Origin of the sequence: Streptomyces sp. CA-135486 (assembly GCF_050936555.1) — a bacterium.
Lineage (GTDB): Bacteria > Actinomycetota > Actinomycetes > Streptomycetales > Streptomycetaceae > Streptomyces.
Map to the genome: position 1 here is coordinate 749240 of NZ_JBNJMM010000001.1, position 19753 is coordinate 768992.

At 65.9% G+C, this 19753-nt stretch carries 23 protein-coding genes; 16 read left to right on the forward strand and 7 right to left on the reverse strand.

Translation table 11 applies throughout. The features are described from left to right. Positions 1–32 precede the first annotated feature (32 nt). The 4 genes from ACQEVG_RS03450 to ACQEVG_RS03465 all read left to right on the forward strand — a co-directional run bounded on the left by ACQEVG_RS03450 (position 33) and on the right by ACQEVG_RS03465 (position 4134). The gene (locus ACQEVG_RS03450) at positions 33–1151 is read left to right on the forward strand and encodes a 5-(carboxyamino)imidazole ribonucleotide synthase (protein ID WP_432985025.1); all 1119 of its coding nucleotides are present in this window, start codon (positions 33–35) and stop codon (positions 1149–1151) included. After that, a complete protein-coding gene (purE, locus tag ACQEVG_RS03455; RefSeq protein WP_432976770.1) occupies positions 1148–1684 on the forward strand; it encodes a 5-(carboxyamino)imidazole ribonucleotide mutase in 537 nt (178 codons plus the stop codon). Before ACQEVG_RS03450 ends, purE begins: the two co-directional genes overlap by 4 nt. 21 nt (positions 1685–1705) lie before the next feature. Next, positions 1706–2890 (forward strand): dipeptidase, encoded by a 1185-nt coding sequence (locus ACQEVG_RS03460; protein WP_432976773.1) that lies wholly within the window; start codon positions 1706–1708, stop codon positions 2888–2890. Positions 2891–3033: 143 nt separating this feature from the next. Then, positions 3034–4134 (forward strand): dipeptidase, encoded by a 1101-nt coding sequence (locus ACQEVG_RS03465; protein ID WP_432976776.1) that lies wholly within the window; start codon positions 3034–3036, stop codon positions 4132–4134. A 35-nt stretch (positions 4135–4169) separates the two neighbouring features. Here ACQEVG_RS03465 and ACQEVG_RS03470 read toward each other — a convergent pair whose 3' ends face one another. After that, entirely contained in the window at positions 4170–4532 is a 363-nt protein-coding gene (locus ACQEVG_RS03470; RefSeq protein ID WP_432976779.1) for a VOC family protein, read from the reverse strand. Between the two features lie 94 nt (positions 4533–4626). Between ACQEVG_RS03470 and ACQEVG_RS03475 the strand changes: the two genes are divergently transcribed. Continuing rightward, on the forward strand, positions 4627–5142 hold the full coding sequence (locus tag ACQEVG_RS03475) for a CGNR zinc finger domain-containing protein (protein ID WP_432976782.1): 516 nt from the start codon (positions 4627–4629) through the stop codon (positions 5140–5142). Between the two features lie 28 nt (positions 5143–5170). Here the strand turns inward: ACQEVG_RS03475 and ACQEVG_RS03480 are convergent, their stop codons facing one another. Then, complete coding sequence (locus ACQEVG_RS03480) at positions 5171–6514, reverse strand: UDP-glucose dehydrogenase family protein (protein ID WP_432976785.1); 1344 nt, start codon at positions 6512–6514, stop codon at positions 5171–5173. A 166-nt stretch (positions 6515–6680) separates the two neighbouring features. Between ACQEVG_RS03480 and ACQEVG_RS03485 the strand changes: the two genes are divergently transcribed. Then, complete coding sequence (locus ACQEVG_RS03485; protein ID WP_432976788.1) at positions 6681–7847, forward strand: acyl-CoA dehydrogenase; 1167 nt, start codon at positions 6681–6683, stop codon at positions 7845–7847. Between the two features lie 200 nt (positions 7848–8047). Here the strand turns inward: ACQEVG_RS03485 and ACQEVG_RS03490 are convergent, their stop codons facing one another. After that, entirely contained in the window at positions 8048–9223 is a 1176-nt protein-coding gene (locus ACQEVG_RS03490) for a tyrosine-type recombinase/integrase (RefSeq protein WP_432976791.1), read from the reverse strand. Positions 9224–9346: 123 nt separating this feature from the next. Here ACQEVG_RS03490 and ACQEVG_RS03495 point away from each other — a divergent pair, with 123 nt between their 5' ends. The 9 genes from ACQEVG_RS03495 to ACQEVG_RS03535 all read left to right on the forward strand — a co-directional run bounded on the left by ACQEVG_RS03495 (position 9347) and on the right by ACQEVG_RS03535 (position 15754). Then, entirely contained in the window at positions 9347–9889 is a 543-nt protein-coding gene (locus tag ACQEVG_RS03495; protein WP_432976794.1) for a hypothetical protein, read from the forward strand. 84 nt (positions 9890–9973) lie between these two features. After that, positions 9974–10132, forward strand: a complete 159-nt coding sequence (locus ACQEVG_RS03500) for a helix-turn-helix domain-containing protein (RefSeq protein ID WP_432985028.1) — start codon at positions 9974–9976, stop codon at positions 10130–10132. A 20-nt stretch (positions 10133–10152) separates the two neighbouring features. After that, positions 10153–10677, forward strand: a complete 525-nt coding sequence (locus ACQEVG_RS03505) for a hypothetical protein (RefSeq protein ID WP_432976797.1) — start codon at positions 10153–10155, stop codon at positions 10675–10677. A gap of 347 nt (positions 10678–11024) precedes the next feature. Next, positions 11025–11297, forward strand: a complete 273-nt coding sequence (locus ACQEVG_RS03510) for a helix-turn-helix domain-containing protein (RefSeq protein ID WP_432976800.1) — start codon at positions 11025–11027, stop codon at positions 11295–11297. Continuing rightward, positions 11294–11650, forward strand: a complete 357-nt coding sequence (locus ACQEVG_RS03515; RefSeq protein ID WP_432976803.1) for a hypothetical protein — start codon at positions 11294–11296, stop codon at positions 11648–11650. Before ACQEVG_RS03510 ends, ACQEVG_RS03515 begins: the two co-directional genes overlap by 4 nt. A 15-nt stretch (positions 11651–11665) precedes the next feature. Next, positions 11666–12577 (forward strand): hypothetical protein, encoded by a 912-nt coding sequence (locus ACQEVG_RS03520; protein ID WP_432976806.1) that lies wholly within the window; start codon positions 11666–11668, stop codon positions 12575–12577. Between the two features lie 165 nt (positions 12578–12742). Continuing rightward, a complete protein-coding gene (locus ACQEVG_RS03525; protein WP_432976809.1) occupies positions 12743–13087 on the forward strand; it encodes a hypothetical protein in 345 nt (114 codons plus the stop codon). A gap of 497 nt (positions 13088–13584) precedes the next feature. Continuing rightward, complete coding sequence (locus tag ACQEVG_RS03530; protein ID WP_432976812.1) at positions 13585–14316, forward strand: Lsr2 family DNA-binding protein; 732 nt, start codon at positions 13585–13587, stop codon at positions 14314–14316. Between the two features lie 88 nt (positions 14317–14404). After that, a complete protein-coding gene (locus tag ACQEVG_RS03535; RefSeq protein WP_432976815.1) occupies positions 14405–15754 on the forward strand; it encodes a DUF3987 domain-containing protein in 1350 nt (449 codons plus the stop codon). Positions 15755–15842: 88 nt separating this feature from the next. On the opposite strand, the gene ACQEVG_RS03540 is transcribed toward ACQEVG_RS03535, so the two are convergent. From ACQEVG_RS03540 to ACQEVG_RS03550, 3 genes are all read right to left on the reverse strand, one after another. Further along, positions 15843–16505, reverse strand: coding sequence for a class I SAM-dependent methyltransferase (locus tag ACQEVG_RS03540; RefSeq protein WP_432976818.1), 663 nt, complete (start codon positions 16503–16505; stop codon positions 15843–15845). 253 nt (positions 16506–16758) lie between these two features. Further along, positions 16759–17241 carry a hypothetical protein gene (locus ACQEVG_RS03545; protein WP_432976821.1) on the reverse strand — a complete coding sequence of 161 codons (483 nt, stop codon included), beginning with the start codon at positions 17239–17241 and terminating at the stop codon, positions 16759–16761. Between the two features lie 245 nt (positions 17242–17486). Then, positions 17487–17729 (reverse strand): hypothetical protein, encoded by a 243-nt coding sequence (locus ACQEVG_RS03550; RefSeq protein WP_432976824.1) that lies wholly within the window; start codon positions 17727–17729, stop codon positions 17487–17489. Between the two features lie 158 nt (positions 17730–17887). Here ACQEVG_RS03550 and ACQEVG_RS03555 point away from each other — a divergent pair, with 158 nt between their 5' ends. Beyond that, the gene (locus ACQEVG_RS03555) at positions 17888–19069 is read left to right on the forward strand and encodes a helix-turn-helix domain-containing protein (RefSeq protein ID WP_432976827.1); all 1182 of its coding nucleotides are present in this window, start codon (positions 17888–17890) and stop codon (positions 19067–19069) included. Positions 19070–19336: 267 nt separating this feature from the next. On the opposite strand, the gene ACQEVG_RS03560 is transcribed toward ACQEVG_RS03555, so the two are convergent. Continuing rightward, positions 19337–19645: an antibiotic biosynthesis monooxygenase family protein gene (locus tag ACQEVG_RS03560; RefSeq protein WP_432976830.1), complete on the reverse strand. Its 309-nt coding sequence runs from the start codon at positions 19643–19645 to the stop codon at positions 19337–19339. Positions 19646–19753: the final 108 nt, after the last annotated feature.

The window sequence follows — 19753 nt, forward strand, 5'->3', positions numbered from 1 at the left end:
ACCCTAGGTGGGTGACGTTCCCGGTAGTCGGCATGGTCGGCGGCGGCCAGCTCGCCCGTATGACCCACGAGGCGGGCATCCCCCTCGGCATCAGATTCAAGCTTCTCAGTGACACCCCGCAGGACTCCGCGGCCCAGGTGGTCAACGATGTCGTCATCGGCGACTATCGCGACCTGGACACGCTGCGTGAGTTCGCGCGGGGCTGCGACGTGATCACTTTCGATCATGAGCATGTCCCGATCGAGCACCTGCATGCCCTGGAGGCGGACGGCATTCCCGTCCGCCCGGGCCCGGACGCCCTGGTGCATGCGCAGGACAAGGGCGTGATGCGCGCCAAGCTCGACGAGCTCGGCGCGCCCTGCCCGCGCCACCGCATCGTGACGGACCCCGCCGATGTGACGGCCTTCGCCGAGGAGGGGGACGGCTTCCCCGTCATCCTCAAGACGGTCCGCGGCGGCTACGACGGCAAGGGCGTCTGGTTCGTGCGTACGCAGGCGGACGCCGAGGCCCCGTTCAAGGCAGGCGTCCCCGTCCTCGCCGAGGAGAAGGTCGACTTCACCCGCGAGCTCGCGGCGAACATCGTCCGCTCCCCGCACGGCCAGGCCGTCGCCTACCCCGTCGTCGAGTCGCAGCAGGTCGACGGCGTCTGCGACACCGTGATCGCGCCCGCGCCCGGTCTGGACGAGGAAGTGGCCGGCCAGGCCCAGCAGCTCGCCCTGCGGATCGCCAAGGAGCTCGGCGTCGTCGGCCATCTCGCGGTCGAACTCTTCGAGACGGCCGACGGCCGCATCCTCGTCAACGAGCTCGCCATGCGCCCGCACAACTCCGGCCACTGGACCCAGGACGGGGCCGTGACCTCCCAGTTCGCCAATCACGTACGTGCCGTGCTCGACCTCCCCCTCGGGGACCCGCGCCCGCGCGCCACCTGGACGGTCATGGCGAATGTGCTCGGCGGTGACTACCCCGACATGTACGCGGCGTATCTGCACTGCATGGCCCGCGACCCGCAGCTGAAGATCCATATGTATGGCAAGGACGTAAAGCCCGGCCGCAAGGTGGGTCACGTCAACACCTACGGCGACGATCTGGACGACGTGCTGGAGCGCGCCCGTCACGCAGCCGGCTACCTCAGAGGAACGATCACCGAATGACCAGCCCCGCACCGCGCCCCCTCGTCGGCATCGTCATGGGCTCGGACTCCGACTGGCCTGTGATGGAGGCCGCCGCGCAGGTCCTCGACGAGTTCGAGATCTCCTTCGAGGTCGACGTCGTGTCCGCGCACCGGATGCCGCGCGAAATGATCGCGTACGGAGAGGCAGCGGCGGGCCGCGGCCTCAAGGCGATCATCGCGGGCGCCGGGGGAGCGGCCCATCTGCCGGGCATGCTCGCCTCCGTCACCCCGCTGCCGGTGATCGGCGTTCCCGTACCGCTGAAGTACCTCGACGGGATGGACTCGCTGCTGTCCATCGTGCAGATGCCCGCGGGCGTACCCGTCGCCACGGTCTCGGTCGGCGGCGCGCGTAACGCGGGCCTGCTCGCGGCCCGCATCCTTGCCACGCAGGACGCCGAACTCCTCGCCCGTATGCGGGAGTTCCAGCAGGAGCTGAACGACCAGGCCACGGAGAAGGGCAAGCGGCTGCGCGCCAAGGTGGGGGGCGTGGAGTCCTTCGGCTTCGGGAAGTGACCTCCGGGAAGTAACACAGACATGGACTTCCTCACCCGGGCACACGAGCACCTTGCGTCCCACCCCGTCGTCGACGGACACAACGACCTGCCCTGGGCGCTGCGCCAGCGCGTCCGTTACGACCTGGACCGGCTCGACATCGCCGCCGACCAGACCGGCCGGCTGCACACCGACATCCCCCGGCTGCGCTCCGGCGGGGTCGGTGCGCAGTTCTGGTCCGTGTACGTCCGCAGCGACCTGGCCGGGGACGACGCGGTCAGCGCGACGCTGGAGCAGATCGACGGGGTGCGCCAGATGCTGGCGCGCCACCCGGCGGACCTGGCCGGCGCGCTGAGCGCGGACGACATGGAGAAGGCGCGCGGCGAGGGCCGTATCGCCTCGCTGATGGGCGCCGAGGGCGGCCACTCCATCAACAACTCCCTGGGCACGCTGCGCGCGCTGTACGCACTGGGCGTGCGCTATATGACGCTGACCCACAACGACAACATCGCGTGGGCGGACTCGGCGACCGACGAGGTGGCCGTCGGCGGTCTCTCGGCCTTCGGCGAAGAGGTCGTACGGGAGATGAACCGCATCGGCATGCTCGTCGACCTCTCGCACGTCGCGGTGCCGACGATGCGGGACGCGCTCGCCACCTCGGTCGCGCCGGTGGTCTTCTCGCACTCCTCGTCCCGGGCGATCTGCGACCACGTACGCAACATCCCCGACGACGTGTTGGCACAGCTGCCCGCCAACGGCGGCGTGGCGATGGCCACCTTCGTGCCGAAGTTCATCCTCCCGGCGGCGGTCGACTGGACCCGGGCCGCGGACGAGAACATGGAGGCGCACGGCCTGCACCACCTGGACACCACGCCGGAGGCGATGAAGGTCCATGCGGCCTTCGAGGCGGCGAACCCGCGGCCGGTGGCGACCGTGTCCACAGTCGCGGACCATCTGGACCATATGCGCGAGGTGGCCGGCGTCGACCACATCGGCATCGGTGGCGATTTCGACGGCACGGCCTTCACCCCGGCCGGTCTCGAGGACGTCGCGGGGTACCCGAACCTGATCGCGGAGCTGCTGCGGCGCGGCTGGTCGGGGTCCGATCTGGCAAAGCTGACCTGGCAGAACGCGGTGCGGGTACTGCGGGCGGCGGAGGACGTGGCGCGCGATCTGCAGTCGCGGCGCGGTCCGTCCAACGCGACGATCGGGCAGCTCGACGGCTGAGTGGGGTGGAGTGCGGCCGAGTGCGCTTCGGGTGGGTACGGGCTCGGGCCCCGTACCCCCGAACGCACCACGCTGCCGCGAACCCTCGCGACTCCCGTGCCACGGTGGGCGTACGGCACCGCCGTCGAAGCTCGGAGGACGCCATGGCAGATCTGCAGCAGGACGACCCCGACCCCGCCGTCGCGGTCGGCGACCTCGACGGCCCGGCGCCGCCGAGCAGTGAGCAGTCGTCGGAGCCGCCCGAGCCGGCCGAGCAGCAGGAGCCGCCCGCGCCCGCGGCCGAGAGCATGGAGCGCGCCCGGGAGCTCCTCGTCACGCATCCCGTAGCCGACGGCCGGAGCGGGCTCGCGGGGGCGCTGCGGGACATCTCGTCGTACGACATCGAACACGGCGAGGGGCAGCTGGAGACGGACATACCGCGGCTGCGGGTCGGTGGTGTCGGTGCGCAGTTCTGGTCCCTGCATGTGCCGCCCGAGCTCACGGGTGACCGTGCGGTGACGGCGACGCTGGAACAACTCGACCTGGTCCGCACCCTGGTGGCCGAGTGCCCCGAGGGCCTGCGCCTCGCCCTGAGCGCCGACGAGATGGCCGACGCGCGCAACTGCGGGCGGACGGCCGTGCTGCTCGGCCCGGTCTCCGGCACGGCGCTCGGCGACTCGCTCGCCACCCTGCGGGCGTATCACGCGCTGGGCGTTCGCAGCCTGACCCTGGCGGGCACCCGCTGGACGCAGCGAACCGGCCTGACGTCCGCCGGCTGGGAAGTCGTCCGCGAGATGAACCGCCTGGGCGTCCTCGTCGATCTGTCCGGCTGCACGCCGGAGACGATGCGCCGGACGCTGGTGGTGGCCAAGGCCCCGGTCATCATCTCGCACCATCCGGAAGAGGTCCCGGACGAGGTCCTGCTGCGGCTCCGTGCCAACGGCGGCGTCTGCATGGTCGCCTGCACGGCGGCCACACTCCACGAGGCGGCGGACCGCCTGACCCATGTACGCGACACGGCCGGTCCCCAGTCGGTGGCGCTCACCGGCGCCTACGACACGGGGACCCCGCACGCCCCCGCCCTGGGCGATGTGTCCTGCTTCCCCCGCCTGATCGCCGAACTCCTGGACCGCGGCTGGCCGGAGACGGACATCGAGGCGCTGACGTGGGGGAACGTATCGCAGGTGCTGCGGGCGGCGGAGTTCACCGCCCGATCGGCGAAGCCCCGCCGCCCTCGCCCGGTACTGACGCCGCTGGACGCCTGAGCGGCGCCGGCCTCAGCACGCGCACAGGCAGGACCTCAGCACGCGCACAGGCAGAAGGGGTGCCCTGCCGGATCCGCGTACACCCGCCACGACCTCGACCTGTCATCCGCGTCCAGCGGCTTGGCGCCCAGGGCAAGCACCCCCTTCTCCGCCGTGTCCAGGTCCTCCACGGTCAGGTCCAGATGGAACTGCTGCGAGGCCTCGGGCGCCGGCCACTGCGGCGGTACGAAGCCGGGCGCGGCCTGGAACGCCAGCGCGGTGCCCGGCACCCCCTTCAGGGCGACCCAGCCCTCGCCGTCGGCCTCGGCCTCACCGCCCAGCACATCTGCGTAGAAGCGGCCGAGTGCGACGGGGTCGGGACAGTCCAGCACGACGGTCCCCAGGGTGGCGATGGCCATGGTTCCTCCTCGATCCGGAGCGAGAGTTACCGTTAAAGCGATTCAACAGGTAACGGTTACCCCATGCTCCCCCATCAGCGGTAACGTCGCAACCATGAATGACAGTGCACCGGCACCCGGCGGCCTCGCGCTGGTCGAGGCCCTGGTGAACACGCTGGACATCGAGACCGGCGCCGACTCCCTCGACACGACGGACGGCCGCGCCGCCTTCGGCCTCGCCGAGCGGGACGTGCCTGCCGCCCGTGAGCTGCGCGAGGCCCTGCGCGCCGCCTGTCTCGCGCACGCCGGACACCGCGCGCCGGGCCGCTCGCCCGTCGCGCTCGACGAGCTGCTGGCCAGGGCCCCGCTCCATGTCACCGTCGCCCAGGACGGCTCCGCCGCGCTCCGCCCCGCGGACCCGGACGCCCTGGTCTCCCGTATCGCGCACGCACTCGCCGCCGCGGCGTTGGACGGGACCTGGGCGCGTCTGAAGGCCTGCGAGGCGGAGGACTGCCGGTGGGCGTACTACGACCGCAGCCCGGCGGGCCGTCGCCGCTGGTGCTCGATGTCGGTGTGCGGGGCGCGTGCCAAGATGCGTACATACCGGGCGCGCCGCACGAGCACGGGCTGAGGCCTCAGCAGGCCCGCGCCCCGGAAATTCAGGCCCGCGGGCGGCCCATCGCCCGGTACGTCCAGCCCGCCTCGCGCCACTTCGCGCCGTCCAGCGCGTTCCGGCCGTCCAGCACTGTCCGGCTCGACGTGACCTCGCCCAGCGCCACCGGGTCCAGCTCGCGGAACTCCCGCCACTCCGTCAGGTGCAGCACCACATCCGCGCCCCGCACCGCCTCCAGCGCCGAGTCCGCGTACCCCAGCGTCGGGAAGAGCCGCCGCGCGTTCACCATGCCCTTCGGGTCGTACACCGTGACCTGGCCGCCCTGGAGGTGAATCTGCCCCGCGACATTCAGCGCCGGAGAGTCCCGTACGTCGTCCGAGTCCGGCTTGAACGTCGCGCCCAGTACGGCCACCCGCTTGCCCAGGAAGGAATCGCCGCCGACCGCGTCCCGCGCCAGCTCCACCATGTGGCCGCGCCGGCGCATATTGATCGAGTCGACCTCCCGCAGGAAGGTCAGCGCCTGGTCGGCGCCCAGCTCACCGGCGCGCGCCATGAAAGCGCGGATGTCCTTCGGCAGACAGCCGCCGCCGAAGCCGATCCCGGCCCGCAGGAACTTCGCGCCGATCCGCTCGTCGTACCCGATCGCCTCGGCGAGCTTGACGACATCGCCGTCCGCGGCCTCGCAGACCTCCGCCATCGCGTTGATGAACGAGATCTTCGTCGCGAGGAAGGAGTTCGCGGAGGTCTTCACGAGCTCGGCCGTCGGGAAGCCCGTCACGACGAACGGCGACCCTTCGCCGACCGGCGTCGCGTACACCTCGCGCAGCAGCTTCTCCGCGCGCTCGCTCTCCACACCCACGACGATCCGGTCGGGGTGCAGCGTGTCCTGCACGGCGAAGCCCTCGCGCAGGAACTCGGGGTTCCACGCCAGCTCCGCGTCCGGGCCCACCGGGGCGAGCTCCGTGAGCAGCGCCGCCAGCCGGGCCGCGCTGCCGACCGGCACGGTCGACTTCCCGACCACCAGCGCGGGCCGCTTCAGCTGCGGCGCGAGAGAGCTGAAGGCACGGTCGACGTACGACATGTCACACGCGTACTCGCCGTGCTTCTGCGGAGTGTTCACACACACAAAATGAACGTCGCCGAATTCCCCGATCTCCTCCCAGGAGGTCGTGAACCGCAGCCGCCCGCTCGAGCCCTCGATCCCCGCGACATGCTTGGCGAGGAGCTCCTCGAGACCCGGCTCGTACATCGGGACCTTGCCGGCCGAGAGCATCTCGATTTTCTCGGGCACGACATCGAGGCCGAGCACTTCGAAGCCCAGTTCCGCCATGGCCGCGGCGTGTGTGGCGCCGAGATATCCGGTGCCGATCACGGTGATCTTGAGGGCCATGCGGTGCTCCAGTGAATCGCGGGCAGGGAATGCGAGCCTGAGCATAGTCGGGCCTCGGCGCGGGCACTTTTCCGCTGTCGCCAAGGTCACGTATGCCCGGGGGCGACGGGCCCTTTAAAATTACGTTACTTAACGGTAGTTAGCGTTCCTTGGGGAGTGAGAGACCTTGTCCGGATCGACCGGTAACTCGGCGTTTGACCTGTACCGCCCGTCCGAAGAACACGACATGCTGCGCGACGCCATCCGCTCGCTCTCCGAGGCAAAGATCGCTCCGTTCGCGGCCGAGGTCGACGAAGAGGCCCGCTTCCCGCAGGAGGCGCTGGACGCCCTGGTCTCCGCCGACCTGCACTCGGTCCACGTCCCCGAGGAGTACGGCGGCGCGGGCGCCGACGCGCTCGCGACCGTGATAGTCATCGAAGAGGTCGCGCGCGTCTGCGCCTCCTCGTCCCTGATCCCGGCCGTGAACAAGCTCGGCTCGCTTCCGGTGATCCTCTCCGGCTCCGAGGACCTGAAGAAGAAGTACCTGAGCCCGCTCGCCCAGGGCGACGGGATGTTCTCGTACTGCCTCTCCGAGCCGGACGCGGGCTCCGACGCGGCGGGCATGAAGACGAAGGCCGTCCGCGACGGTGACTTCTGGGTGCTCAACGGCGTGAAGCGCTGGATCACCAACGCCGGCGTCTCCGAGTACTACACGGTGATGGCCGTCACCGACCCCGAGAAGCGCTCCAAGGGCATCAGCGCCTTCGTCGTCGAGAAGTCCGACGAGGGTGTCTCCTTCGGCGCCCCGGAGAAGAAGCTCGGCATCAAGGGCTCGCCGACCCGCGAGGTCTACCTCGACAACGTCCGCATCCCCGCCGACCGCATGATCGGCGCGGAGGGCACCGGCTTCGCCACCGCGATGCAGACCCTGGACCACACCCGCATCACGATCGCGGCCCAGGCCCTCGGCATCGCCCAGGGCGCGCTGGACTACGCCAAGGGCTACGTCCAGGAGCGCAAGCAGTTCGGCAAGCCGATCGCGGACTTCCAGGGCATCCAGTTCATGCTCGCCGACATGGCGATGAAGATCGAGGCCGCCCGCCAGCTGACGTACGCGGCCGCCGCCAAGTCGGAGCGCGGGGACGCGGACCTGACCTTCCAGGGCGCCGCCGCGAAGTGCTTCGCGTCGGACGTGGCCATGGAGGTCACCACGGACGCCGTCCAGCTGCTCGGCGGCTACGGCTACACCCGTGACTACCCGGTCGAGCGCATGATGCGCGACGCCAAGATCACGCAGATTTATGAAGGTACGAATCAGGTGCAGCGGATAGTCATGGCAAGGAACCTGCCCTAGCAGGGTTTTTTGCAGGTCAGAGGCGGTTTGGAGGCCCGGAGGGGCGCTCTCGGCTTTTCTGCCCGTTGCGGCCTGATCAAGGCCATTCCTGGGCGTCATGCTGGGGGAATCCTGGGCGGATGCAGGGCTGAAAACGTCCGCTGACCTGCACAAACAACACAGCCCCCGGCGTGATGTCGGGGGCTGTTGTCGTACGTGGATCAGGCGACCTCTGACGTCTCCGTGGGGTCGTCGGCGCCGGGCGTCAGCATCGTTGCGATGGCGGCCCGGCCGCGCTGCTCGGCCCCTTCGAAGATGTAGTGGTAGTGCTCCCGCAGTACGTCAGTGCTGCTGTGTCCCATCCAGTCCGCTACGTCGTTCTCAGGGACGCCTGCGTACAGCAGACGCGACCCGTAGTAGTGCCGCATGGAGTGGGGCTTGCAGTACGCCACTCCTCCCTTGGACAGGGCCACCATCCAGATCTGTCGGTAGAAGTACGAGGCGTATAGGTACCCGGTGCGGGTCACGTTGGGGAAGAGCAAGCGTTCCGCTCCCCACACGCCCTGGTTCTTGATGTGTCTCCGCAGTTCGAAGGCCACGTTGGGCGGCAGTGGAACGACGCGCCCCGGCTCCTCTGCATCGCGTGCCTTGATGTGGCGTCGCTGTAGTGCGCTGTTCTTGCCGGACTCGGATTCGCCATCCTCCGCGATCTGGAAATCGACGCGTAGGACCTCTGCCTTGAAGTCGATCTGATCGCGTGAGACGGCCATAGCTTCCCCGAGGCGGAGACCGCAGCCCGCCATCAGCCAGAGCATGGCCCTGTACCGGGGCGGAGCGCCGTCGAGCATCGCCAGGACTTCCCGAGTTGTCAGCCGCCGGGCCGTGGTCTTGTGCTCGCGTATCTCCTTGGCACGGCTGCCAGCGTGCCTGATCTTCTTGCACGGGTTGCGGCCGATAATCTCGTTGACCACGGCCCAATCCATCATCCCGGAGAAGAACGAGAAGCGCTGACGGCGAGTACGGGCCGACAGCTTGCGGTCCTGCTCCATCCACAAGAGCCACTGCTCAACGTCCGCCACCTTCAGGGACACGATGGAACGGGCCTTGAAGAACGGCTCAATGGTCGTCGTCTGGATCGACCGGTACTGCTTCTTGGTGCTGTTCTCCAACTTCCTTTGGTTCGTCCACTGCTGCCAGACGGCCGTCACCGGTTGCTTGCCCAACCGGTCGTCCAGGTAGGTGCCAGCGTCGAGTTCTTGTTCCTTGCGCTTGCGGTGGTCGTCTGCGCGTTTCTTGGTCTCGAACGACTTCTGCCGCTGCTTGCCGTCAGGGTCGTACCAAAAGGCCGTCCACTTCTTCGGGTCGTCCTTCGATCTCGCTACCCAAGCCCTTGCCACTGGCGTGCCCACCCCTTCTGATCCTGAGCCCCACCAGCGGGGCCCGATGCCCAGTCTGCGTCACAACCACCCTAGATTGTCAACCCAGGGTGGACCACCCTGTGTGGTGCTACAGTGAGAGGCATGGAAGCAGATGAAAGCGGGTTCGAGATCAGTCAGCAGCAAGGAAGCTGGGTGGTCCGGATGTGGTGGCCGACTGGTCCGGTGACGGGGGGGCCGCAGCGTATGACCGTGGAGCCCGCCGACGACGCGACCCCTCGTGACGTGGTCCGGGGTATCTCTACGACCGTGCTCCGCAGGCTGGACATCGCGGCAGCGATGAACGTGGCCAAGGTGGCCCCCGAGGCTCAGCGCACGTTGGACGAGGTTGCGCGGAAGCTCAACGAGTCGGGAGAGGCGGCCGGTCTGCTTCTGGCCAATGAGGGAGTGTCTGAGCGGTACTTGGCGATGCTGGCTGTCACGTACACAGGCATGGCGGACAGTGGTGCTCCGGCCCCTGTTCCGTGGCTGGCTCGATTGATCGGGCGTCGCCCCGAGACGGTCAAAGACCACTTGAAGAAGGCGCGCCGGGACGGGTTCCTGAGCACGCTGGCTGGAAAGGCCGGAGGCGAGCTGACGGAGAAGTCCAAGGCAGTGCTGGACGACATGGCGAGCGCGGACGGTTAGTAAGACTCTTCCCGAACTTCACATCCAATGACCCCCGAGGCGACTCGGGGGTTTTCTTTTCCCGGAGGGCAGATGACCAAGCTGATGACCGTAGATGACGTGGCCGCTTACCTGGCTAAGCCTCGCAGTTGGGTTTACGAGAACTGGAAGCAGTGCGGCATTCCCTTCCGAAAGGTGGGGCAGGCGCTGCGGTGCCGACCGAGTGACCTTGACCGCTGGCTTGATGACCGGGGGGCGGAGTGAATGAGCCGAAGCCTCGCCGGTTGCTCACCGCCACCTACGACGTGAAAGAGGAATGGAGTCGTGCGCTCATCGAAGCGTTCGGCCCCGGTGGGCTCATCGCCACGGAGGCGGACGATTTCCGGCGGGAGCATTTGCTTTGGTCCCTGGTTCAGCTCCGATGTGTGAATGGTCGCACCGGAGCGATGTTCACCGGAGATACGGAGATAGCTCAACGGCTCGGCTACAACACCAAGGATCACCCAGGGAAGCAATGCCGGGACGTGCTGACACGGTTGGGATTCTTCACTCAGCACGGCAAGAAGGGGAGAGCCGCCAATCTGCTCCTCTCTGCCCCCACGGGCATCCTGACGGACTACCCGACCTTGGCGGACTCGGCCCATGGCGACGTAATCACCGTCTCGGACACCAGCCTGACAAGGGGCAGGAACCAACAGCAAGTTGTGGCCAAGACACCCAAAACAGCCCCATGGGACGTGCCTTTGCCTCCCTGGCGACAGGACAAGCCCTTTGGGGGCTCACATTTCCCCGGTGGAACGGGGACTTAGTTAGTAGTTGGTAGCTCATAGAGCGTAGGTAGTAGTGAGAAGGAGGCCCCTCCGCCGGGGCCTCCTCTCATTTGTGAGATCAGGTCCAGGACCTTTAGGGGTCCTGAACCAGCCCAGGCAAGTGGAGTTGGGTACCAACGACACCACAGTTTTTGTTCCGCCCCCGGATCGCGTGATCCGCATCTCACCGTCGGCCTTGGTGTCCTGTTTCGGCTCAGAGGACACGTACATACATAGTGAGAGATCTTTTCAAGGACTTCTGCCCTGGCCTCCTCCTACCTTGGGAGGCTGGGGCTTTCTCTTTTGGTCACAGATTCGCATTCGGGCAACGGCTCGCAAGGAGAAGCATGTTCAACCGACACCACTTCACGGCCCGTCGCATTGCTCTGGGCCTGTCAGTTGAGGAACTGGCCAGTGAGCTTCAGGCATCCCCGTCAACCGTCTACCGGTGGGAGTCCGGGGCTACCTGCCCTAGCCTGCGGATGCTCGTAGCTGTTACCCGCATTCTGAGTGTCCCTCTACTGGCTCTGATCGAGGACGACGGTTCAGAGAATCGGCGCATTGCCGAGGCTGTTGATTCGTTGCTTCGTACTGACATGCACAAGGAGATTGCAGCATGAGCGAAAACGACACTAGTCCGAAGCCGCGGGAAGAGCAGACAAAGACTGCCCCTGACCCGACAGAGGCTATCCGAACTGAGATTCACCGCGAGTACGCCGGGAAGCTGGCACAGGCAGAAATGAAGACTCAGGCAGCCAAGGCCGGTATCGCTCTGCCGGAAGGATTCGCCGATTACCTCGATACTTCCAAGCTGCTCGGGGAGGACGGACAGCCGTCTTCCGAGGCGGTAGCCAAGTTGCTGGAATCGTTCCAGCCCGAGCCGAAATTTCCGCAATTGGCCGGGACTGGACGTAGCCGTGACGCCGCCCCGCTTGTCCGCCATGTCTCTCTAGACGCACGACGCCGAAAGTAAAAAGGAGATATCTCTATGGCTTTCACGTATCAGAATGCCTCTACGAATACCTTTGTTCCCGAGATCTGGGATGCCGAGCTTCTGACCCAGTTCGATCCGCTGCTTGTCTGGGGCTCTCGCCTTGTGAGCAACCGGAAGTATGAGGGCACAATCAGGAAGCAGGGCGACGTTGTACACATCAACTCGCTTCTTCGTCCGACCGTTGGCGACTACAAGTTGCCTGACGGCATGACCGCACAGCGGCCTGAGACTGTAGACCAGGAACTTTCGATTACCGAGGCCAAGTATCTTCAGATTCTCATTGAGGATGCGGAGCGGGTGCAGCTTGCTTCGGACGACTTCAACTCTCCGATCAACAAGCAGATGATTCGCGCTCTCGCCCGGCAGGCTGACACGTTCATGGGCAATGTGATTGCTTCTGCTGCTACGGCGCTCGCGGACATCGTTCCCGTTGCGGGAAGCATCCCCCAGGCTCTCTACTCGGCGATCCTTGACACGATGCTCGCCCTGGATGACAACGACGTTCCGGAGGACGCCCGTTACGTGGTCGTCTCTCCGAAGGTCAAGCGGTACCTCATTGAGCACCCTTCCATTGCGAACGCTGCGGCCTACGGTGAGGGCGGTGTGACCTCCAACGGCGTTGTGGCACGGCTCGCTGGGTTCACGGTTGCCTCCACTACTGCCATGCCGACCGGCGTGGACATCGTGGCCGGGCACAGCGAATTCGCTACGTATGCATCCCAGTTCACGGGGTTCCGTGAGGGGCAGAGTGAGAAGTACCGGGCTGACTACATCGACACCCTGCACCTGTACGGCGGAAAGATCGTACGGTTCCCGGGCATGGACACCAAGAAGACCGACAACACCTTTGACGAGACCAAGCCCACGAAGGGAATCGTCAAGGCTGCGGTCGAGTGGCCTGCCTGACGCGCCCAAGAATGGGGCCTCTGCCGAAATGGTGGAGGCCCCGTTCTTTTTGTTTGTGAGCACGTACCCGAGACGGTCTGTGTCACTCAGCGTCCACAACGGGCCGGGGCCGGCCCAGGCAGACAGTAATGGAAACCAACGGACCGAACCATTTGGAGGACAGTGATGCCCAAAGCCCGGAACCCCGATTCACCGCACAGCCGATACAAGGGCTTGGTCGAACTGCCCTGGGAGCACGGGCTACCGGTGCCCGACATGCCATTGGGGCGCGAATGGTCGGAGGCCGAGGGCGAACAGTGGCGGCAGTGGTGGAGAAGTCCGCAGGCCGCGATGTGGGATGAGTCTTTCGTGCCGAGCGTGGCCGTGATGCTGACCTACTACGGCAAAATCCTTGACGGTACCGCGACACGGGATCACCTGACCGAGTACCGGCAGCTTGCCGGGGCTCTCGGCCTGACTGCCGAGGGCATGAAGCGTCTGGGCTGGGCCTTCCAGGGTGATGCGCAGTGAGCGCCCGTCGAGCGGCCAAGGCCGGAGCCGCAGGAACTCATGATGGTGTGCACCGCCCCGGCTTCGAATGCCCCTGGGCTGAACCTCAGTGCAGTGCTTGCGTACAAGAGTCTGCGATCCACATTGCATGCCAACTGACGGACAGGAAACGGCCTTGGGGTGACGGTTTGCGGCACATTCCCGAGCATTGCCATTCCTGCAAGAGAGGGTGATCGGATCGCGAAGTCTGAGATGGCCACTAGCGCTGGGGATTTGATTGGCAAACACGATGGAAGGAACGCGCCCCCGGCGGTCCCCATTTCTTTTCTATTTCCCATTACCCCCGCTATTGCATTCACCTTCATTATCGTTTAGTTATGCTTACGTTACCGTTTCGTGATAGGGAACGGGCAGGATGTTGATCAGTTCGCATCACACCATGCGGCGGCTGTAAGAGCAACGCTCCAGCCACTCACTGAGACTTCCGACTGCCCGAACGAATCAAAGGATTCCCAGCGATGCGTAAGACGGTTCTCGTCCCCGTTCAGCACACCTTTTGCGATGCTCACATCGCGCGTGATGGCAGCGAGGTAGAGGCCGTAGAGACACTGACCCTCGGACGGCACACCTGGGATCTCTGCCTTGAACACAACGTCACCTTCGGTCGGTACCTGGTGGACGCACTTGGTGTAGGTCTGACTGACGCTGACGAGTCCAACGATGAGCCCTTGCCTGTCGTTGCCCAGCCGGAGCCGGAGCCGGAGCCGGTAGCGGTGAGCGTGGAAGAGGCGGAGCCTGAGCCTGTTCCGTCCGTGATGCTGGCCGGTGAGGTACCGGGGTACGACTGGGACACGGCCCGTGAGGCTGTGCGGAACCTTGGCTATGAAGTGGTCGGCCGCGCAGATGACAGCACGGTCCTGCTCATCCTGGGTGAGGGCGGGGAGCGCAACGCAGCCAAGCTGACAGACGCTGCCGAGCATGGCATCCAGTGCATGGACGTGCGGGAGCCTGGCAGGTTCAAGGCTGCTGTCCGTGCGGGTGAGTTGGTCGGTGGTGACCCGCTTCCGAAGCCTGCCAAGGTGGACCGCTCCGGGATGAGTGACCGGGAGCGCAACCGGGTGATCCGGGCATGGGCCAGGGAGAACGGTTGGCCGAGCCTCCCTGTCCAAGGACGTGTCCCGATGAACGTGCGCCATGCATACGAACTGGCCCACAGGGACGCATCCGAGGGAAAAGCGGCAGCGGCCTGAGTGCCGCACCCACCGTGCCGGGCGCTGAGTGCGCCCGGCACCCCCGGCCAGTGGCCACCCAACTAACCCTTCTTGAGATAGAGGCAGCATGAGCACGCCCGTTCTGTACGGTCCGATCGGCCGCGCCGTCCGCAAGATCGCCCCGTTCCTGGAAGCGGACGCATTGGCGGTGTACGTGGCCGCCCTGTCGATGTGGTCGGCCGCCATCGGTGGCACGGTCAAGGTGTCATCTCGTGGCAACGCTCGCCCCGTGCTCCTGTGGTCGGCTCTCGTCGCTGGAACGGGGCGCGGGAAGGGAACCGCGCTCCGGGCAGCGCTTCACGTCCTGGACAAGTCCCTTGGCCGCTTCCTGGCCACACACACCACGTCCGGGATCACCTCCGGTGCGAGCATGGTCAACCATCTGTGGGAGCAGCAGGAGGCCACTGCCGAGACCGAACACGGGCGCGATGTCCGCACGCTGGTGGTGGAAGAGGAATGGACCGAGGTACTCAAGCGGGTCAAGCGCGACCCGTCGTTCACCACCAAACTCCGCGCTGCCTGGGACGGCACAACTCTCCGCAACACCACCAAGGATGAGGCTCAGGAAGTCCGCGACCCGGCCATGGTCCTGCACGCGCACATCACTCCGTCCGACTGGGCCAAGTACGTGGGCGAGTCGGAGGCGGCCGGAGGCTCCTACAACCGCATCCTGCCGTTCCTACTGGGCTCTGTTCCGATGCTCGATGACGACAGGGTGGCCCTGCCGGAGGTAGAGGGTTGGGAGCTATCGGATGCCTACGGCTGGGCCACTGCCCGCCCCCGTGTGATCACGCTTGGGGAGGACGCTCGGCCGTTGTGGCGGATCGTACGGCGCTACGCGCGCATTCTGGGGGAGACGCTGCCGGAGGGCCAGGCCGTGTTCATCGAGCGGACAGCAGAGCAGACGCTCCGTGTCGCGGCCTGCCTGGCCGCCTCCGAGTGCTCCGAGACCATCACGGAAGAGATGCTGTCGGCCTCGTTCACTCTTGTACGCCGCTCCGTCCAGGACGCGGTACGGATCACTAAAGGGGCTGACGCTCCGAAGGTGAAGCGTCAGCCGCTCGGCCTCGCGGACAAGGTACGGGCGCGCATCGAATTGCACGGCGGTCGGGCCACGTCGTCTCAGATCCTCCCGTATGTGGGAGCAACCGCAGCGGAGGTCAAGGAACTGCCCGGAGTCGTTGTCACGGTGGAACGGTCGGGGAAGACCGGCCGACCGGCCACCGTATTCACACTCGGCGGGAACGATTCCCAGCGCGAGGAGTCAGGGCCGGCGAAGCGGGCCGTAATGGAAAGCAACGGAACCAAGGTTGTCCGTCTCGATGCCTATCGCCTGGCCCCCAAAGCCCCGGGGCCCGAGCCGGTGAAGCAGCCGGAACCGGTCACTGACCACAACCCCTTCCGCGCACTGCTCTAACCAACTATAGAAACGCCCCGGCCCGTCATGGGCCGGGGCGTTCTTGCTTTGTTTCGACGACCTCTTGGGGAGACCGGTACACCGCTGCTCAGTTCACCACAGCGCGAGCGATCAAAGTCCCGATGTGGTCTTGCTCCGGAGCTTCTAGAACCCGCACTTCCGCCTCTTTGAATCCGGCCTTGAGGAGGAGGCTTTCCCACTTCCGGGGCGTGTAGCTGTATCGGTACGTGTACATGGCCTTTCCTGCGAATCCGCCCTTGTACATGCCCTGCGGCCCGTACGCGCCGGGGATGGCAGGGGGTTGGGAGAACGTGAGTACGCCGCCGGGATTCAACCGCTCGGCAATCAAAGGAAGCAGTTTGAGCGGGTCGGTGAACCAGGCCGCCCCGAAGATCGAGTAAACGGCGTCGTAGGTCTCCATGCTGGTGCTCAGATGGTCCAGCACATCGGCGCAGACGAACCGTGCTCCCAACGGACCCCATCGTTCAGTGGTGTTGGCGACCATGATGGGCGAGAGGTCCACGCCCGTTGCCTTCACTCCTTGCTGTGCGAGGTAAGCGAGGGCTCGCCCCGTGCCGCAGCCAATTTCCAGCACGGTTGCCGGGTCGCCCAGCAGTTCGGGGCCGGGTCCGTGCCCGGCGTACTGCGTCCAGCAGAAGACGGGGTCGGAGTCGAACACCTTGTCTTTGGTGCTCTCTGCGAAGGTGTCCCAGAGTTCGCGTTCGCTGTCGATGTTGTGTCGTGCGGGCAACGGGTTTTCCTCTGTATCGGGGCGGGCAAGGGGGTGCCCCCGCCCCCCGTTCGGAGTCTGGGGGCGGGGGCACTCTAGTCCCGGACTTCGCAGGTCACCCGATCGTGAAGATCAAGCGGTCGTAGCTGATCGCTCGCCGATCGGAACCGTAGCGGCTATGGCTGTCCCGATCCGGCCCGGTCGAGATCGGACGCTGGGAGGCCGCTGCGGCGAATCTTTTCGGCGACCTGCGAAGTACGGGTCTAGTGCCGTGTCAGTGGCTGTCGGGGACCTTGTTGTCACACGGCGAGCAGTCGGAGGCATCCACCGACCACAGCTCGTCATCGACGGTGAACCCGTTCTTGCGCAGCAACTCGGCCGTGCGCATCACAGTGCCGTCTTGGCGGCGCTCGATCAGCGGCGCATGGTGCTTGTACCGCCCGCCGTTGTACTCCTCGCACAGTGCGAAGTAGAGCGGCGTATCGAGGATGAGCTGATGAACACCTATGTCCACGGTCTTACCGACGCCCATGTCCACGCCGGGGCATTCCATGGCGGTGATCAGGTAGGCGATGCCCTGGCCGAGGATCCGCTCGGCGAGGCTGGGAACGGCCACGCTGTCTCGGAGCAAGAGCGCTATTTCCCGCTCCCACAGGTCAGCGACGCCCACGTCAGTGACAAGGTGTGGGACGCGCTCCTGTACTGCGTTGAGGATGATGCGCGGATCACGGGTCCGCGTCTGGACTGCTGTGCCCATCGTGCGTCTCCTCCTGCTGCTGTCGGAGTGGTGCACTGCACTTGCTGACCCGGTCGGCCGACTCCTCTTCACGGTGGCATGCGACCGGCCGGGCGTTACCCCGCTCCCTGTCGGGCCGGGAACCTATAGGCCGAGCGCGACGTAGGCCGCTACGACACAGAGGGCCGACCCCCAAGTGATGAGGAGAAAGATCCCGCCCCAGAACGACCCGTCTTGGGTGACCTTCCAGCCCTCTAATCGGCGGCTCATCTCTTGCCCCTCAGCATCGCGAGGCCGCTCACATTGCGGTTGTGTCTGGCCAGGGCTCTGAGCTGCATCAGCTCCCTGTCATTCGCCTTGCGGACGGCTACGGTGCGGGTCTCCCAGCTCAGCCCGGAGGGCCGTTTCAGGGTCAGCCTGGTTCCCTTCTGCTGCCGGACCACGCCGACCATCTGAGAGCCGCTGTCGAACACAGCAGTACCGGGCTCCCACTCTGTCGCCTGTCTCATCGCTTCCGCCCTGTCGCATCGTCGGTGACTGGCCTCTACACACAGTCAACTCGTCTGCGCTGTACGGAACTTGCACAGAGTTTGCACACGGGGGGTGCGGGCACACGTACAACCTGTGACCATGGATATGCGATGACTCTCTGAGGAAGACTGAGCCCATGAGCACGACCGAACTTGCACCCGGAGCGAACCTGGCAGCGCTGCGGAAAGAGCGCGGCCTGTCTCAGGCGCAGCTAGCCAGGAAAGCCAACATCTCTGTCTCTCTCCTGTCCAAGATCGAGGTAGGAGACCGGGCCCTGACCCCGGCCGTCGCTGCCGCCGTCGGCAAGCCCATGGGATTGACCATGGCTGAAGTAATGGGCCGGGCTGGTGTGGCCCAGGACGCCGAGGAACAGTTGTCGGCTCTTCGGTCGGCCATCCGGGACTACGACCTACCAGGCGGCCAGGAAGTCCACGAAGTGCAGATTGGGGCCGCCCTGGAGACGGCTGGACGGTACCGCGACAGGGTTGACGTAACCCGCCTCCTCGCGATGCTCCCGAGGCTGCTCAGGGACGCCACAGTGCACGCTCACACCGCCAACACGGTAGAAGCTTGGATGGCCCTGGCGGAGGTCTACAGCACCGTCTATTGGCTCGCTGCGCGGCATCGGTGGATGGACATGGCAGAGCTGTCCGTTACGCGCCAAAGGTGGGCCGCAGAACAGAAGCCGAACCCCCTCGCGGTGGCTGTCGCTGCTCGGGATCGGGCGGGTACGTACCTGAACTTCGGGGATATTGAGCGGGGCCTCATGGTCGTTGACCGTGCCATGGCCGACGCGCAAGCCCACATGTCGGGCCAGGAGCGCGATATTGCCGTGTGCATCCTGAACCTGCGAGGCATGACCCTTGCCGGACGGCTCACAGACAAGCGTGAGGCCAAGAGGGAAGCTCAGAGGCATATCGAATCCGCGCATAGCGCCAACGTCGGTATCGGGCATGACATGGACGTGCACGGCCTCACGGTGGGTCCACAGAACACGTTCACCCACGAACTGGCCACGAATGTGGACCTTGGCAGGCCTCATGACGCACTAGCACTGACAGACGATCTAGCTACCGCTCTTGACGGCCTGCCGCCTACCAGGGTCGCGCCGACCTACATCAACACGGCCAGGGCGCAGTTGGACGTAGGTGATCGGGATGGAGCGCTGGAGAGTCTGGGAATGGCATTCGATGTGGCTCCCCAGATGGCCCGCATCCACCCCATGGGGCGGGAAGTGTTCCGGGTGGTGTCGTCGCTGCACAGGCGCAGTAACTCGGAGCTGGCCCGGCTGTCCAAGCTCTCTGGGATCGCACTCTGATCCACCGTTGGTCACGTGACCAACGGTGACCAACAGCGGTCCGAAGCAGCGCTGACGCACCGATGATCATGGGGGAATCCTGGGGAAGCCACCTCTGAAGGGGGCATCTGTACAGGCCAGGGGCTTACGGGCCGTAAAGCACGCAGATTTACGAGGGCACGAACCAGGTGCAGCGGATCGTGATGGCGCGGAACCTTCCGTAACCTGAAAAGCACGCTGTAAACCCACGTCAGAGGCACCCTCCGGGGTGCCTCTGCCAGTTCGCGCTCAGACCACCACGGCGACCTCGTAGTTACTGCCGTGCATGTTCGTACAGAGGGCCCGGCAGCCCCCGAAGAGCTTTTCGAACTCGGGCTTGTCCCGCCACGCGCCCAGGGAGTCGAGGTCCCGCCAGGCCGCGAAGGACACGAAGTGGTTCGGGTCCGCCAGGTCGTGCACCAGCCGGGCCGTCAGAAAACCCTCGTTGGCCTTCTTGGTCCAGGTCAGGAACTCGGTCCAGCGCTCGACGAACTCGTCGGCCTTCCCGTCGGTCACATGCCAGCTGCCCGAGGCCCAGTACCGGGTGTCCTCCGCCATGACGCGCACCTCGTTCCTTGATCGCTTCGTGAGGCAGCCTATGGCCGCCTCACGAAGTCCGCGATCGCAGTGGAGCGTCCGGGAGAAAAGCGTCCGCCCGGGAGATAA

Bases quoted from the DNA above. Each gene is read 5' to 3' on its own strand.
- ACQEVG_RS03450 (WP_432985025.1), top strand. From the start codon at position 33: ATGGTCGGCGGCGGCCAGCTCGCCCGTATGACCCACGAGGCGGGCATC.
- purE (WP_432976770.1), top strand. From the start codon at position 1,148: ATGACCAGCCCCGCACCGCGCCCCCTCGTCGGCATCGTCATGGGCTCG.
- ACQEVG_RS03460 (WP_432976773.1), top strand. From the start codon at position 1,706: ATGGACTTCCTCACCCGGGCACACGAGCACCTTGCGTCCCACCCCGTC.
- ACQEVG_RS03465 (WP_432976776.1), top strand. From the start codon at position 3,034: ATGGCAGATCTGCAGCAGGACGACCCCGACCCCGCCGTCGCGGTCGGC.
- ACQEVG_RS03470 (WP_432976779.1), bottom strand. From the start codon at position 4,532: ATGGCCATCGCCACCCTGGGGACCGTCGTGCTGGACTGTCCCGACCCC.
- ACQEVG_RS03475 (WP_432976782.1), top strand. From the start codon at position 4,627: ATGAATGACAGTGCACCGGCACCCGGCGGCCTCGCGCTGGTCGAGGCC.
- ACQEVG_RS03480 (WP_432976785.1), bottom strand. From the start codon at position 6,514: ATGGCCCTCAAGATCACCGTGATCGGCACCGGATATCTCGGCGCCACA.
- ACQEVG_RS03495 (WP_432976794.1), top strand. From the start codon at position 9,347: ATGGAAGCAGATGAAAGCGGGTTCGAGATCAGTCAGCAGCAAGGAAGC.
- ACQEVG_RS03500 (WP_432985028.1), top strand. From the start codon at position 9,974: ATGACCGTAGATGACGTGGCCGCTTACCTGGCTAAGCCTCGCAGTTGG.
- ACQEVG_RS03510 (WP_432976800.1), top strand. From the start codon at position 11,025: ATGTTCAACCGACACCACTTCACGGCCCGTCGCATTGCTCTGGGCCTG.
- ACQEVG_RS03515 (WP_432976803.1), top strand. From the start codon at position 11,294: ATGAGCGAAAACGACACTAGTCCGAAGCCGCGGGAAGAGCAGACAAAG.
- ACQEVG_RS03520 (WP_432976806.1), top strand. From the start codon at position 11,666: ATGGCTTTCACGTATCAGAATGCCTCTACGAATACCTTTGTTCCCGAG.
- ACQEVG_RS03525 (WP_432976809.1), top strand. From the start codon at position 12,743: ATGCCCAAAGCCCGGAACCCCGATTCACCGCACAGCCGATACAAGGGC.
- ACQEVG_RS03530 (WP_432976812.1), top strand. From the start codon at position 13,585: ATGCGTAAGACGGTTCTCGTCCCCGTTCAGCACACCTTTTGCGATGCT.
- ACQEVG_RS03535 (WP_432976815.1), top strand. From the start codon at position 14,405: ATGAGCACGCCCGTTCTGTACGGTCCGATCGGCCGCGCCGTCCGCAAG.
- ACQEVG_RS03545 (WP_432976821.1), bottom strand. From the start codon at position 17,241: ATGGGCACAGCAGTCCAGACGCGGACCCGTGATCCGCGCATCATCCTC.
- ACQEVG_RS03550 (WP_432976824.1), bottom strand. From the start codon at position 17,729: ATGAGACAGGCGACAGAGTGGGAGCCCGGTACTGCTGTGTTCGACAGC.
- ACQEVG_RS03555 (WP_432976827.1), top strand. From the start codon at position 17,888: ATGAGCACGACCGAACTTGCACCCGGAGCGAACCTGGCAGCGCTGCGG.
- ACQEVG_RS03560 (WP_432976830.1), bottom strand. From the start codon at position 19,645: ATGGCGGAGGACACCCGGTACTGGGCCTCGGGCAGCTGGCATGTGACC.